This is a genomic window from Streptomyces sp. NPDC000410 (assembly GCF_040300305.1).
Lineage (GTDB): Bacteria > Actinomycetota > Actinomycetes > Streptomycetales > Streptomycetaceae > Streptomyces.
In genome coordinates this window covers 1-13,930 of the sequence record NZ_JBEPDM010000002.1, presented here as the reverse complement: position 1 = coordinate 13,930, position 13,930 = coordinate 1, and the positions used below count along the sequence as shown (strand labels likewise).

Genomic DNA, 13,930 nt, shown 5'->3' with positions numbered 1-13,930 from the left:
TGAACGTGGGGGGAGTTCTCTGAGCGATGTGCGGTGCGATTGCGGTGCAGTGCGGTGCGGTGCGGTGCGGTTGCAGCGTGGTGCTGTGCGGCGCAGTGCGGCGCTGCGGTCTAGACCAAGTCCCAGATTATTGACGGACGTTGAACATGTCCAGACCAATCACGGGCCTTCCGTGGCGCCCGCGCGTGCGGTGCAGAAGGCGACGGTCAGGTCGCGTACGAGGGCCTTGCGCTCGTAGTCGTCGAGCTCCACGAGACCGCGCATGGTGAGGCGTTGCACGGTGTCGTCCACCGCGTCCACCACCGAGGTCAGCACGGTGTCCCGGTGCTCGGCCTCGATCGCGGCGATACGGCGCCGGCGCATCGCGGCCGCGACCTCGGGGGCGTACTCGATACGCGTCGGCTGCGCGGAGAAGACGTCGATGCCGACCGGGGCGCACTCCGCCGAGAGGGTCTTCGTCAGCGCGTCGCCGACGGCCTCGGCGTTGCGCAGGGTCGGGGCCTCCTCGTAGAAGGCGTCGGCCGGGAGCTGCGACAGCACACGGGCCATCGCCGCCTCGACCTGCTCGCACAGGTACGCCTCGTGGTCCGCGACGGAAAGCACGGCGCGGGCCGTGTCCTTGATCCGCCATACGACGAGGACGACGGCCTGGAGCGCGGTGCCGTTCGCGTCGACCGCGGGCATCGGCTCGCTGCGCCAGTGCCTCAGGCGTACGTCGACCCGGCGGCGCAGCAGGAGCGGGCTGACCCAGACGAGTCCGGTGCGCCGCACGCTGCCCCGGTAGTCCCCGAACAGCGACAGCACCCAGGCGTGGCCGACCCGGCCGCGGCCGAGCCCGCCGAGCGTGAACAGCGTCAGCAGCACGCCGAGCGCGAGCAGGGCCCACTGGCCGAGCCGGATGCCGTGGTACGGGCGCCTGCCCAGCCCGAACAGCCGCTCCACCACGCCCGGGAAGACTCCCGCCCAGTGCAGGACGGCCAGGCACCCGACGAGCGCGGCGGCCCCGATGAACACCGCGGCCCACCCCGGCAGCGCCGGCCCCGGCCGCTCCCGCAGCTTCGGGTCGGCGGGCGGCGCGGGCCGGGTCGACACGGTGACCGCCGTCCGCGCGGGCGCCGGGCGCCGCCCCGGAGGAACGGTGACGGGCTCCATCGCGACGGTGTCGGGCCCGGAGTCGTCGCCCTGGGCGCCCTTCGTTCCCTTGGTGCCCGCGCCGTCCCGGAACAGCAGGTGTACGGGGATCGGCCCGGCGCCCTCGCTCCCGATGACCCCGGCCCGCCGCCCGCCCACCACACTGAGCTGACGCTCCGCACCGGGGACGACGTCGTGGGCCTCGCCAGCGGACTCGGCACCGGTCGCGTCCGCGGCCGCCGCCTTGCCGAACCCGGCGGGCCTCTCACCCGGGACCGCCGCACCGCCGTCACCGGGCCGGTCGGCGACGACCCCGACGGCCGGGCCGTCCCCCGGCTTGGCGAACCCACCGGCCGGCGCGGCGTCGGCGACGTCTCCCTCGCGTCGCAGGGGCACGTCGGGGGCGCCCCTCAGTGCGGCATCGGGGCGACCAGCCGCCCACGAGCCGGACGGCCCCTGCGCATCACCGATCGGCGCCCACGGCCCGGCCCGGCGGCCGAGGTCGCCCGCGGCCGCGTCGCTGCCGCCTCGCACGAGCTCGTCCCCGCCGCCTCGCAGCGCGGTATCGGGGCGACCCCCCGCCCAGGAGCCGGACGGCCCCTGCGCGTCACCGCCGTGACCGACGCCACCGGCCGACCCAGGCACGGGATTGCCGTACGGCCGCGCAACGCCATCGACGAGACCGCCGGACGCCTCGCCGACACGTCCGGCGTCACCGGCCGGACCGGGCGTGGGGTTCCCGTACGGCCGAGCGGCAGCGTCCACGCGACCACCCCACAGCGCCTGCGCGTCCCCGTCGCCTCGCACGGGCACGTCACCCCGCAGCGCGGCATCGGGGCGACCCGCCGCCCAGGAGCCCGACAGCGCCTGCGTCTCACCGCCGTGGCCGGCGTCACCGGCCGGCCCAGGCACGGGGTTGCCGTACGGCCGGGCGACAGCGTCCACGTGACCTGCGGACAGGCCCGCCGCATCGCCGTCACGCCGCAGAGGCGCCTCAGGCCCACTCCGCAACGCGGCATCGGGGCGACCCGCCGCCCACGAGCCGGACGGCCCCTGCGCGTCACCGCCGTGACCGACGCCACCGGCCGACCCAGGCACGGGATCGCCGTACGGCCGCGCAACGCCATCGACGAGACCGCCGGACGCCTCGCCGACACGTCCGGCGTCACCCGCCGGACCGGGCGTGGGGTTCCCGTACGGCCGAGCGGCAGCGTCGACGAAACCGGCGGACACGCCCGCCGCGCCACCCTCCGGACCGCAACCGCCGTATGGCCGCCCCCCGGCGTCGACGACACCGCCAGGAACGCCACCCGACGCGCCACCCTCCGGACCGGAACCGCCGTCGGTCGGCCGGGCCGTGGCCGTGGTGTCGGTGCGGGACAGGTCGGGCGGGCCGACGGGGACGGTCACGGGCGCGTCCTCGTGGCGACGGCGGACGTCGAACAGTCCCCTCAGTTCGGCCGCGGCGGCACCGCAGGGGGGCTCGGGCGGGCCCGACGCGGGTGACGGGGGTGGTGGTGGACCCGCAGGGTCCTCGGGGTAGGGAGTCGTGGGGTTCACCGGGGCCGCCTCCTCGCGGTCGCTGCGTGGTCTGTGCGGCGGCGGGTCATGAGAAGAGCCGCCGCCAGGTCTCGGGGCCGGGGTAGCCGTCGGCCGCGCCGCCGCGCCAGCCCTGGGCGCGCTGGAACGCCTCGACGTTGCGGCGGTCCGCCTCGGTCCACCGCTTGTCGGGCCCGGAGGTGTAGTGCTTGCCGAAGCCCCGCTTCACCAGCTGGCGGCCGAGCTTCTCGATGTGCGGGTTCGACTGGCCGGGGCGGAAGTAGCCCTTCCCGGGGTAGTGCGGAACGGAGACGGCGGCGGGCGGCCCGGCGGTCACGGCCCGCGGGATGTTCCTGCCCGTGCCGTTCACGAGGTGGCGCCAGGTGTGCGGGCCGGGCAGCCCGTCCGCCTCCGCGTCCCGCCAGCCCTGCGCCCGCTGGAACGCCTCGGTCGCCTTGCGGTCCGCCGCGCTCCAGAGCGGCCCCGGACCCTCGCGGTAGAACCTCTTTCCGCCGCGCTCCACGAGCATCCTCCCGAGCTCGGTGATGTGTCTGTTGGCGGCGCCGGGCCCGAAGGCCCGCACGCCGGGAAAGGCGGTCCTGGCTGCGGTCTTGGCGGCGGCCGTACCCTTCGCCGCACCGCCCTTCGCACCGCCCTTCGCCGGGCCCTTCGCCGCGCCCTTCGCGCTTCCGCTGACGAGCCCCTTGTAGCGGTACGCCACATAGCTGCTGGAGTTGCTCCAGTACGCCAGCGGTGTGGCCTGCTTACGGGTGTACGGCTTCGACTGCTCGTAGGCGGTGTAGTAGGTGCGCGTGAAGTCGGTCCAGCCGCCGAAGATCGTGACGTGCGAGCCCGCACTCGGATCGTCCGGGTTGTGGAACAGCAGGATGTCGCCCGGCTGGAGATCCTTCTTGTCTATCCGCACCCCGTAGTCGGCGAGGCTTCCGGTCCATTCGTTGCCCGGCAGGTTCCAGGCCATCGAGACGTAGCCCGAGCAGTCCTGCCGGTATCCGTCCGACCAGAACTTGCTCTGGGAGTACGGGACCTTCGCGGTCACCCAGCGCTTGGCCCGGTTGATGATGTCCGCGCGCGTCGTCTTGCGCAGCTCCGGCGTCGACGGGGACCCGCTGGGACCCGCCGTCGGGCGTCCGTACAGCGGGCCCTGTCCGCCCTGCGGAGTACTCGGGCCGGGATCGTCCGCGCGGGACGGGCCACCCGGGACCAGGCCCCCGGCGGCGGTCGCCGCCCCCGCTCCCCCGCCGCCCAGCGCCACACCCGCCGCGGTGGCCAGCACCAGCGCGCGGCGCGCGCCGTGCGCCGCGGGGTGGCCTCCGGCGCGTACCGGAACGGCGTGGGCACGGGCCAGCGCCCGCCGCTGCTGCACGCAGCCGGCACAGGCGCAGTCGGCCGGGGGCTCGTACTCCTCGAAAGCCGGAACTGTCATTCCGCTTCCCCTCCACACTCACCACACGTCGCTTGCCAGGACAAGTGACATCTTGAGGGAGAAAAGGGAAAAAACGACCATCCGACAGGCCGGATTGTGCGACGAACCGAGAGAAATCGCCAGAAGAAGGACGAGGGCCGTGGTCGGAAGCACCCCGGCCGGTCCGGTAGAGTTCTCCAGGTCAGCAGGCGCCGCTAGCTCAGTTGGTTAGAGCAGCTGACTCTTAATCAGCGGGTCCGGGGTTCGAGTCCCTGGCGGCGCACGCGCAGTACGAGAAGCCCCCTTGCCTACGGTGAGGGGGCTTCCGTCGCTTTCGGCCGGTAATACCGCCATAGGGAGCCATAGAGGCACTCTTGTGATCAAGGCGTAGGTCGGAGAACCTGTCCTGAAGTCCGTGGCTCCAATGGGGCGGCGGGCTCGCGCAGTTGGGGGCAGGTGGAGGGGATGCTCCGGTTGCTGCGACCACAGGGTGGGGGCCCTGTATTCACCAACGGATGCTTTGACCGGCATCATGCAACCGGAAGGCCACCGTTCCATGTCTAGGGGGACGGCGGCCTGCCATTCACACGTCCGGATCGGCTGATCGGGGGACCTGCGTCCGGGCGAGAACAACAAAAAACAGTCACGCAGCCAGCACAGGCGTGCGGGGGGATACTCATGACGTCGACGCCGACCGGCGCCCGACCGCAGGAAAACGACCCAACACGGACCACTCAGCTCCGGGTGCCTCAGCTCAGAACGGGCGGGAACCGGTTGCACCGCAAGAGGCCGGCGCTTCCGCGGTACGACTACGAGCACTACAGCCGACTCGCCGGACCCCTGACCCAGCCCGACCCGTCGAAGCCGTACACGGTGCAGTACCGGTCCCTGCTCTCGCAGGAGCCGCACCGCGTCCGGGCCGCGCTGCTGCTCGGTGCCGCGCCGCTCGTCTCGCTCGGCCTGTTCGCCTGGCTGATGCAGCCCCAGCACTGGACCGAGCGCGATCCGAACCTGAACAACGAGCTGCTCCTTTGGCTCGACATCGTCATGCTGGTCTCGATCGGACTGATCGAGCTCTTCCGCACGATGAACGTGCTGTCGAACGCGCACGCGACACTCGTCGCCCGTGACCCCGTGCCCGTCGTGCCGGAGTCCGGCACCCGGGTCGCCTTCCTCACCTCCTTCGTCCCGGGCAAGGAGCCCCTGGAGATGGTGACGAAGACGCTGGAGGCGGCGGTGCGGATCCGCCACCGCGGACTGATGCACGTCTGGCTGCTCGACGAGGGCGACGACCCGGCCGTCAAGGAGGTGTGCGCGCGGCTCGGCGTGCACCACTTCTCCCGCAAGGGCATCGCCCGGTGGAATCAGGCCACGGGCGCCCACCGGGCCAAGACCAAGCACGGCAACTACAACGCCTGGCTGGAGGCGCACGGCGGCGACTACGACTTCTTCGCCTCCGTCGACACCGACCACGTACCGCTGCCCAACTATCTGGAGCGGATGCTCGGCTACTTCCGCGACCCGGACGTCGGCTTCGTCATCGGCCCGCAGGTCTACGGGAACTACGACACCTTCGTCACCAAGGCCGCCGAGTCCCAGCAGTTCCTGTTCCACGCCCTGATCCAGCGCGCGGGCAACCGCTACGGCGCGCCCATGTTCGTCGGCACCTCCAACGCCGTGCGGATCAAGGCGATCAAGCAGATCGGCGGTCTGTACGACTCGATCACCGAGGACATGGCGACGGGCTTCGAGATGCACCGCGCCCGCAACCCCGAGTCCGGCAACAAGTGGCGCTCGGTCTACACCCCGGACGTCCTCGCCGTCGGTGAGGGCCCGACCGCCTGGACCGACTTCTTCACCCAGCAGCTGCGCTGGTCGCGGGGCACGTACGAGACGATCCTCAAGCAGTACTGGCGGGGCTTCGGGACACTGCCGCCCGGCAAGCTCTTCAACTACACGATGATGATCATCTTCTACCCGATGTCCGCCCTCAACTGGATCCTGGCGGCGCTGAGCTGCGCGCTGTTCCTGGGCATGGGCGCCTCGGGTGTGCAGATCGACGCCGCGATCTGGATGATGCTGTACGGCAACGCCTCGGCGCTCCAGATCGGCCTGTACATCTGGAACCGCCGCCACAACGTCTCGCCGCACGAGCCCGAGGGCTCCGGCGGACTGGCCGGCATGGTGATGTCCGCGCTCTCCGCGCCGATCTACGCCCGCTCCCTCATGGACGCCGTACTGCGCCGCAAGAGCTCGTTCGTCGTGACGCCCAAGGGCGACTCGTCCAGCCCGGACACCCTCTTCGGCACGTTCCGGATCCATCTCTTCTTCATTCTGGTCTTCGGCGGATCGCTCGCGTCCTCCTTCTACTTCGGGCACGACCACCCCGCGATGATCACCTGGGCCGGACTGGCCCTCCTGATCACGGCGGCGCCCATCTTCGCCTGGCGGTACACGATCCACGCGGAGAAGAAAAAGAAGAAGACGCAGCCGCCCGGCGGCGGGACTCCTGAGCCCGAGCCGCGGGCGGCCGTCCACGAGCCCCAGCAGAAGCCCAGTTGGGCCTCCGCCGACCAGACCGTACAGATCGCCCTTGGGGGACGTAAGAAATGAGCACCCTGCCCGTCCGGCCGAACTACCGCAAGAACCGGGCCCGGCGGATCCTGATCGGGGTGGCGGTCGTGGCGCTGATCGCCGGGTTCAACGGCCCGGCCCTCTACCGCTACGGCTCCGCGGAGTACCACGAGTACAAGATCAACCGACCGGAGTACAAGGCCGCGAACGGCCACTGGGACTACCTCGACGTCCCCGCCGAGTTCAGGATCAACACGATCCACGCGGCCCTGCTGCACACCGGCAAAGTCCTGCTGATCGCGGGCTCCGGCAACAACCAGAAGAACTTCGACGCGAAGAAGTTCGAGTCCGTGCTCTGGGACCCCAAGACCGACAAGTTCAAGCTGATACCCACACCGAAGGACATGTTCTGCGCCGGGCACACCCAGCTGCCCGACGGAAAGCTGCTGGTCGCGGGCGGCACCAAGCGGTACGAGAAGCTGGAGGGGGACGTCACCAAGGCCGGCGGCCTGATGATCGTCCACAACGAGGACCCGGACAAGCCGATCACGCTGCCCGCCGGCACCCGGTTCACGGGCAAGGAGAACGGCAAGACGTTCGTCTCCAAGGACCCGGTGCTCGTCGAGAAGGCCGCGAAGGTCTTCGACAAGAACACCGGCCGGTTCCTGCGCACCGAGGCGGGCCTCGGCCGGATCTACGTCGAGGCCGAGAAGTCCGGCAAGGCGTACGAGACCGGCACCGAGGACAACTACCGGGTGCACGGCCTCAGCGGCACCGACGTCCGCAACGTCTACGGCATCGCGCAGAAGCTCGCCCTCGACAAGAAGGACTTCCAGGGCATCAAGGAGGCCTACGAGTTCGACCCGGTCGCGGAGAAGTACATCACCGTCGACCCGATGAACGAGGCCCGCTGGTACCCGACCCTGACCACGCTGAAGGACGGCAAGGTCCTCTCCCTCTCCGGCCTGGACGAGATCGGCCAGATCGTCCCCGGCAAGGACGAGATCTACGACCCGAAGACGAAGAAGTGGGAGTACACCGGGATCGAGCGGCGCTTCCCGACGTACCCGGCGATCTTCCTGCTGGACAACGGGAAGCTCTTCTACTCGGGTTCGAACGCCGGATACGGCCCGGCCGACGTCGGCCGCGACCCCGGTGTCTGGGATCTGGAGACGAACGAGTTCGAGAAGATCCCCGGACTGAGCGACCCGGACCGGATGGAGACCTCCGCGACCGTCATGCTGCCGCCCGCCCAGGACCAGAAGTTCATGGTCATCGGCGGTGGCGGGGTCGGCGAGTCCCAGAAGTCCAGCGACAAGTCCCGGCTGGTCGACCTCAAGGACCCGAGCCCCCGCTTCAAGGACGGCCCCTCGCTGGACAGGGGCACCCGCTACCCGAGCGCCTCGCTGCTGCCCGACGACAGCGTGCTCGTCACCGGCGGCTCCGAGGACTACCGGGGGCGCAGCGGCTCCAACGTCCTGGAGGCGCGTACGTACGACCCGAGGACGGGCACGTACAAGCGGGTGGCGGACCCGCGCGTGGGCCGCAACTACCACTCGGGGTCGGTGCTGCTGCCCGACGGCCGGGTGATGATCTTCGGCTCGGACTCGCTCTTCGCCGACGACGCCAACACCAAGCCGGGCGTCTTCGAGCAGCGGATCGAGATCTACACGCCGCCGTACCTCTTCCGGGACTCCCGGCCCGAGGTCACGGGCGGTCCGAAGTCCGTCAAGCGCGGCAAGAGCGGTGAGTTCACGGTCAAGAACGCGGCGTCGGTGAAGTCCGCGAAGCTGATGCGGCCGAGCGCGGTCACACACGTCACCGATGTCGATCAGCGTTCGATCGCGCTGGAGATGACGAAGACGGCGACCGGTGTCGAGGTCACGGTGCCGAAGAAGCGGGCCCTGGTCCCGTCCGGCTGGTACATGCTGTTCCTGACGGACGACAAGGGCACCCCGTCCGAGGGTGTCTGGGTCGAGGTCCCGTAAACCCTGGCGTACGTACGTACGTACGCGAAGAGGGGCGCCCCGCGTACCGGGGGCGCCCCTCTTTCCTCGCCTACTTCGTATTGCGGGCCAGCTCCAGCGCGTAGTCGGGATACCAGTCCCCCGCCTTGGGGCCGCCCTTGCAGTCGCCGTCCGACTCTCCGGGCCGCTTGATCCACAGATAGGCGTCGACGAGGGGATCGCCGGTCGCGGTCGTCGGGGTCTCACCGAGCGCACGGCCCGGCGGGTTGCACCAGTTCTCCTTCGGATCGCCCTCCGTGTACGGCCCGTTGCCGTTGCGGCTGGTGTCGATCACGAAGTGCTTGCCGCCCACCTTCGGCGAGAGCTTCCTGCCGAAGTCCTTGCTGGCCTGGGTGGTCTGGAAGTTGGAGACGTTGACGGCGAAGCCGTCGGCCTTGTCGATACCGGCCCGCTTCAGCGGCTCGAACAGGGAGTCCGGCGTGGACCAGCCCGCGTTGCCCGCGTCCACGTAGACCTTGGTCGCGGGCTGCTGCTTGAGCCGCTCGACGGCCCCGTTGAGGAGGTGGTAGCGCTCCTCGTGGAACTCCTGCGGCGTGCAGCCGTCGACGAGGTGGAGCAGGGCGTCCGGCTCCAGGATGACCGTGGCGCGCCGGTCGCCGATGCCCTTGGCGACCTGGTCGACCCATTCCCGGTACGCGTCGCCGTCGGCGGCGCCGCCCTTGGAGAACTGTCCGCAGTCGCGGTGCGGGATGTTGTAGAGCACCAGCAGGGCGTCCCGGTCGGCCTTCTGGGCCGCTTCGGTGAACCGCTTCGCCCGGCCCTCCGGGTTGTCCGAGCCGATCCACTCACCGACCGGCTGCGCGGCGATCTTCTTGATCAGGTCGGCGTTCGCGCTGTCGCCCTTGCTCAGGTAGGCGGAGACCTGCTTCGCCGCGGTCCCCTCGGGGTTGACCCAGAACGGGTCGGTCTCCTTGGGCTGCTGACTGATCGGTGGCTGCTTGTCCTTCTCGGCGCCCTCCGACGTGGAACACCCCGCCAGCAGCAGCGTGGCCCCCACGACGACCGCTCCCAGGCGGGCACGCCCGACGAAACTGCCGTACATCCACTCCCCCTTGGTGCACTGATCGAACTGTTGGCGCTGTTGGCACTGTTCGCACTGGGCCGGGGCCACCCCCCCAGGCGCCCCGCTCCAGGACAAGACCGGTCGAATCCATCCTCTCAGATACCGCGTGCGTCCGTCAGATACGCCGAGACCACCACGTTGGCCGTGTAGGACCGGGTGGCCTTGTCGAAGGTGCCGCCACAGGTGATGAGCCGCAGCTCCGCGCGGCCCGGCTGCCGGACCCCGTACACCTTGTGCGCGTCGAACCGGTCCCGGCCGATGACCTGCACGTCGTCGATCGTGAACTCGGCGACCGAGCCGTCCGTCCGGGTGACCCGGACCTTCTCGCCGGGGCGGACCGCGCTGAGCCCGTAGAAAACGGCCGGTTCGCTCGCGGTGTCGACATGGCCGACGAAGAGCGCGGTGCCCTCGGCCCCCGGCCGGGTCCCGGAGCCGAACCAGCCGACCGTCCGCGGTGTCGCGTACGGCGGCGGCTCGACCGCGCCCGTCGCGTCCAGGCCACGCATCACGACCGGAGCCCTCACCCCTATCGAGGGGATCTCCACCGTGCTGGGCCCGGCGGGCTTCAGCGGCGCACGGGCCGGAGGAAGCGGTACGCCGAGGGGCCTGCCGACGGCGGCCACATCGCCGGTCATCGGGGCCGAGCTGCCCCCGGGGCCCTCCGTCGCCCCGTGGCCCCACAGCCACAGGCCCAGCAGCAGGACCACCCAGGCCACTCCGGTGAGCAGCCGGCCGGTGCCCGCCGGGTGTTCCGCGTCGTGCGAGGCCATCCCGGGTCAGTCCGCGTCCGGACCCACACGTCGGCGCCGGGAGCTGCGCAGGGCGACGGCCACCGCCGCCACTCCGGCCAGCACCAGGCCGATCACGGTGTGCGTGGTTCCGGGGCCCTGCTCGTCGGCACCCTTGACCGCGAGCGCGGCGGAGGTGCCACCGCCACCGGCACTGACCGGGGCGTACGGGGTCTGCGTGGCGCCCGGCACCGCGTCCTCGTCGTCGCCCTCGTCGTCATCGGTCCCGTCGTCGTCGGCCTCGTCGTCGCCGTCGTCCCGGCCGGCCTGGTCCCGGTCCCCCCGGTCGTCCTTCTCGTCCTCGTCCTCGTCCTCGTCCTTCTTCTCGTCGTCACGCTGCTCGGCGAGCGTGCGGGCCGTCTCCAGCCGGTACTGCGCGACGGTGATCCCGGCGCCTTCGTCGGCGTACGCGATCCCGGTGGTGGGCGCCAGTATCAGCACGCCGGCGGCCACACCTACAGCACGGAAAGCAATCGGAACTGAACGCATCGTTAACCTCCTGGTACCAGAAGACTCACGCGCGGCGGTCGATTCCGCATCTCCGGCAGACCCGGATGGGTCATTGCCGGAGAGGTCCGATCAGATCCGGTCGACGAGGTCCGCGATCGAGTCGACCACCGTGGACGGCCGGAACGGGTACCGGTCGATGTCCGTGGGCGTGGTCAGGCCCGTGAGCACGAGGAACGTCTCCATGCCCGCCTCCAGCCCGGCCAGGACGTCCGTGTCCATCCGGTCGCCGATCATCGCGCTGGTCTCCGAGTGCGCGCCGATGGCGTTCAGCCCGGTCCGCATCATCAGCGGGTTGGGCTTGCCCGCGAAATACGGGTCCTTGCCGGTGGCCTTGGTGATCAGCGCGGCGACCGATCCGGTGGCGGGCAGCGGGCCCTCGGGGCTCGGGCCGGTCTCGTCGGGGTTGGTGCCGATGAAACGGGCGCCTGCGTTGATCAGCCGGATGGCCTTGGTGAGGGCCTCGAAGCTATAAGTGCGGGTTTCGCCGAGGACGACGTAATCGGGCTCGTGGTCGGTGAGGACGTACCCGATGTCGTGCAGGGCGGTGGTCAGCCCGGCCTCCCCGATGACGTACGCCGTGCCCCCGGGGCGCTGGTCGTCCAGGAACTGGGCCGTGGCCAGGGCGGACGTCCAGATGTTCTCGACGGGCACGTCCAGGCCCATGCGGCGCAGGCGGGCGTGCAGGTCGCGGGGGGTGTAGATCGAGTTGTTGGTGAGGACCAGGAAGGGCTTCCCGGTCTCCCGCAGCTTCTTGATGAAGGCGTCCGCGCCGGGGATCGGGACACCTTCGTGGATGAGGACACCGTCCATGTCGGTGAGCCAGGATTCGATCGGCTTGCGCTCTGCCATGGGGCGGACTCCTGCTGTACGCATGCTGCGAGTGCGGGTGGGGCGCCGCGACGACGGTGTGGCGACTCCCCCAGCCTATTCAAGAAGCGCGAGGCTAACCCTCGGACGCCCTAAATCCTGAGTTGTCTGCTTGCAGATGAACCCGAATTGACGGCCCCGCCACCGGATCGGCGGCGGTCGCCCCCGAGGCAGCGGTGAGGCTGCCCGCGGCTGGTTCACGCGTGCGCCTGCCAACGGGGGTCCGATGGCGACTTGGCTCCTTGCGGGGCCTGCGCGTGCTCTTGGTGACCGTGCCGCCCGTCCGGCGGGCACGGGCCTCGATTTCGATCGAGGCGGTCTTGTCGGCGTGACCGGTAAAGCCACAGTGCACACACGCGAACTCCCGGCCGCAACCGACACGGCTCTGCGGATCGCGCTCACCGCAGGACGGACAACTCTGCGAGGTGCCACCGGGCGGCACTGGGCGCAGTTCGGAACCGTACTGGCGGGTTTTGTATTCCAACTGTCGGCGTCTCTCTCCGGGCATGTTGTCGAGGATGGCCCGGTTGAGCCCCGCCTTCTGCTTCACGCGGGCACCAGTGCGGGTCACCGTACCTCTGGCCGTGGCCGTCATGCTGGTCACACGCAGGTCTTCGATGCCGACAAAACCGTGGTTCTTGGCGAGGTCGGTCGTGAGCTTGTGTGTGAAGTCGAGTCGGCGCCGAGCCTGGCGCGAAGTGAGGGCGGCGATCTGTGTGATGGTCTTGCGCAGGCGCTTGCTGTACCGACCTCCGTTGTGCTTCTTCGCATGCTTCAGCTGTCGCGACTTGCGCTGCTGCAAACCACGCAAGCGCCGTTGCTCACCTGGTGTGAGGGTGGGGCGCATGAGGCGCGGCTTGTTTTCGGTCGACACGTAAGCCGAGACAGCAACGCCGAAGTCAACGCCGCAGCCGGGCTTGCCGTTCGGCGGCGCGTCTACCGCACCTGTATGGACTCCGAAGGCGACATGCCAGCCCAGCCCATCCCGCACCAGTACGCAATTACGCACGGCACCACCCAGAGAACGGGACAGACGGAACCTCACCCAGCCCAACTTTGGGATACGTACCTCGGCCCAGTGCCGATTCAGCTTACGGAGCCGCACGGACTGGCCCGGGAACGAGATGCTCATCGCCGTGCCCCGCCGCTTGAACACAGGGGGACCGGCAGGATGATCGGGGTTGGCCATGTTCACGAACGCCCGGTCGAGGTGCCGCAATACCTGCTGACCAGCCTGGGCGGGCAGTCGGCTCAGCCAGTTCACCGCATCGTCCGGGTCTTTGCGGACTTCAGTCAGCAGCAGGCACTGCTCCGCCGACCACACCCATGTCCCGTCATGCTTGCGGCCGACCATCATGCGGTGCTCCAGCGCCAGGTTCCACAGCGCACGGACGTCATGCCCCCAGCCGGTCAGGATCTCGTCCTGCGCCGACGTCGGGTACGCGCGGTACTTGCGCCCCCGATCCGCCTTCACCGGCCCTCCCCAATATGTCCGACTGAGCTGCCCCGAGTTTCGTAGAGTCCGATCTTGATTGGTTCAGGCGGACTGCGGGACTTGCTCCTGGCTACGCCAGAAGGCTTCCTCGTACTCGGCGGGCGGGACATAGTCGAGCGCGGAGTGGAGACGTTCTTCGTTGTACCAGGTGATCCACTGGAAGATCGCGCGTTCGACCTGGTCGACGTCCTTCCAGGGGCCCTGCATCTCGATGAGCTCGGCCTTGAAGGTGCCGTTCAGGGCCTCGGCCATCGCGTTGTCATACGAGTCCGCGACCGACCCGACGGACGCGGAGGCGCCGATGTCGGACAGCCGGTCGGTATACCGAATTGATACGTATTGGGACCCGCGGTCGCTGTGATGGATGAGGCCGGAATCCCTCTTGATCTTCCGTCTCCACAACGCCATCTCCAGTGCTTCCAGCGGGAGTTCGGTCCGCATGTGGTTCGCAACTTGCCAGCCGACGATCATCCGGGAGTACACGTCCAGGACGAACGCCACGTATGCCCACCC

General features: G+C 69.9%; 11 protein-coding genes and 1 tRNA gene. 4 read left to right on the top strand and 8 right to left on the bottom strand.

The features are described 5' to 3' along the window. Positions 1-159: 159 nt before the first annotated feature. Positions 160-1,665 carry an SPFH domain-containing protein gene (locus ABT342_RS03525; protein WP_351566390.1) on the bottom strand — a complete coding sequence of 502 codons (1,506 nt, stop codon included), beginning with the start codon at positions 1,663-1,665 and terminating at the stop codon, positions 160-162. Between the two features lie 81 nt (positions 1,666-1,746). Between ABT342_RS03525 and ABT342_RS03520 the strand changes: the two genes are divergently transcribed. Then, entirely contained in the window at positions 1,747-2,637 is an 891-nt protein-coding gene (locus ABT342_RS03520) for a hypothetical protein (RefSeq protein WP_351566387.1), read from the top strand. A 100-nt stretch (positions 2,638-2,737) separates the two neighbouring features. On the opposite strand, the gene ABT342_RS03515 is transcribed toward ABT342_RS03520, so the two are convergent. Then, complete coding sequence (locus tag ABT342_RS03515; protein WP_351566384.1) at positions 2,738-4,114, bottom strand: peptidoglycan-binding protein; 1,377 nt, start codon at positions 4,112-4,114, stop codon at positions 2,738-2,740. Positions 4,115-4,302: 188 nt separating this feature from the next. Between ABT342_RS03515 and ABT342_RS03510 the strand changes: the two genes are divergently transcribed. From ABT342_RS03510 to glxA, 3 genes are all read left to right on the top strand, one after another. Continuing rightward, a tRNA-Lys gene (locus tag ABT342_RS03510) sits at positions 4,303-4,376 on the top strand. Between the two features lie 395 nt (positions 4,377-4,771). Beyond that, entirely contained in the window at positions 4,772-6,706 is a 1,935-nt protein-coding gene (locus ABT342_RS03505; RefSeq protein WP_351566382.1) for a glycosyltransferase family 2 protein, read from the top strand. Then, on the top strand, positions 6,703-8,655 hold the full coding sequence (gene glxA / locus ABT342_RS03500) for a radical copper oxidase GlxA (RefSeq protein WP_351566380.1): 1,953 nt from the start codon (positions 6,703-6,705) through the stop codon (positions 8,653-8,655). Before ABT342_RS03505 ends, glxA begins: the two co-directional genes overlap by 4 nt. A gap of 70 nt (positions 8,656-8,725) precedes the next feature. Here glxA and ABT342_RS03495 read toward each other — a convergent pair whose 3' ends face one another. The 6 genes from ABT342_RS03495 to ABT342_RS03470 form a co-directional block, all read right to left on the bottom strand. Beyond that, complete coding sequence (locus ABT342_RS03495) at positions 8,726-9,736, bottom strand: glycoside hydrolase family 6 protein (RefSeq protein WP_351566377.1); 1,011 nt, start codon at positions 9,734-9,736, stop codon at positions 8,726-8,728. Between the two features lie 116 nt (positions 9,737-9,852). Further along, positions 9,853-10,527 (bottom strand): class F sortase, encoded by a 675-nt coding sequence (locus ABT342_RS03490; protein ID WP_351566375.1) that lies wholly within the window; start codon positions 10,525-10,527, stop codon positions 9,853-9,855. A gap of 6 nt (positions 10,528-10,533) precedes the next feature. Next, positions 10,534-10,986 carry a hypothetical protein gene (locus ABT342_RS03485; protein WP_502965451.1) on the bottom strand — a complete coding sequence of 151 codons (453 nt, stop codon included), beginning with the start codon at positions 10,984-10,986 and terminating at the stop codon, positions 10,534-10,536. A gap of 138 nt (positions 10,987-11,124) precedes the next feature. Further along, on the bottom strand, positions 11,125-11,904 hold the full coding sequence (locus tag ABT342_RS03480) for an HAD-IIA family hydrolase (protein WP_351566369.1): 780 nt from the start codon (positions 11,902-11,904) through the stop codon (positions 11,125-11,127). Positions 11,905-11,998: 94 nt separating this feature from the next. Further along, on the bottom strand, positions 11,999-13,396 hold the full coding sequence (locus ABT342_RS03475; protein WP_351566366.1) for an RNA-guided endonuclease InsQ/TnpB family protein: 1,398 nt from the start codon (positions 13,394-13,396) through the stop codon (positions 11,999-12,001). A gap of 63 nt (positions 13,397-13,459) precedes the next feature. Continuing rightward, positions 13,460-13,930, bottom strand: a 471-nt coding sequence (locus ABT342_RS03470; protein WP_351566363.1) for an IS3 family transposase, incomplete at its 5' end; no start/stop codon positions are given.

Coding starts and splice junctions, on each gene's coding strand:
- ABT342_RS03515 (WP_351566384.1), bottom strand. CDS start 4,114: ATGACAGTTCCGGCTTTCGAGGAGTACGAGCCCCCGGCCGACTGCGCC.
- ABT342_RS03505 (WP_351566382.1), top strand. CDS start 4,772: ATGACGTCGACGCCGACCGGCGCCCGACCGCAGGAAAACGACCCAACA.
- glxA (WP_351566380.1), top strand. CDS start 6,703: ATGAGCACCCTGCCCGTCCGGCCGAACTACCGCAAGAACCGGGCCCGG.
- ABT342_RS03495 (WP_351566377.1), bottom strand. CDS start 9,736: ATGTACGGCAGTTTCGTCGGGCGTGCCCGCCTGGGAGCGGTCGTCGTG.
- ABT342_RS03490 (WP_351566375.1), bottom strand. CDS start 10,527: ATGGCCTCGCACGACGCGGAACACCCGGCGGGCACCGGCCGGCTGCTC.
- ABT342_RS03480 (WP_351566369.1), bottom strand. CDS start 11,904: ATGGCAGAGCGCAAGCCGATCGAATCCTGGCTCACCGACATGGACGGT.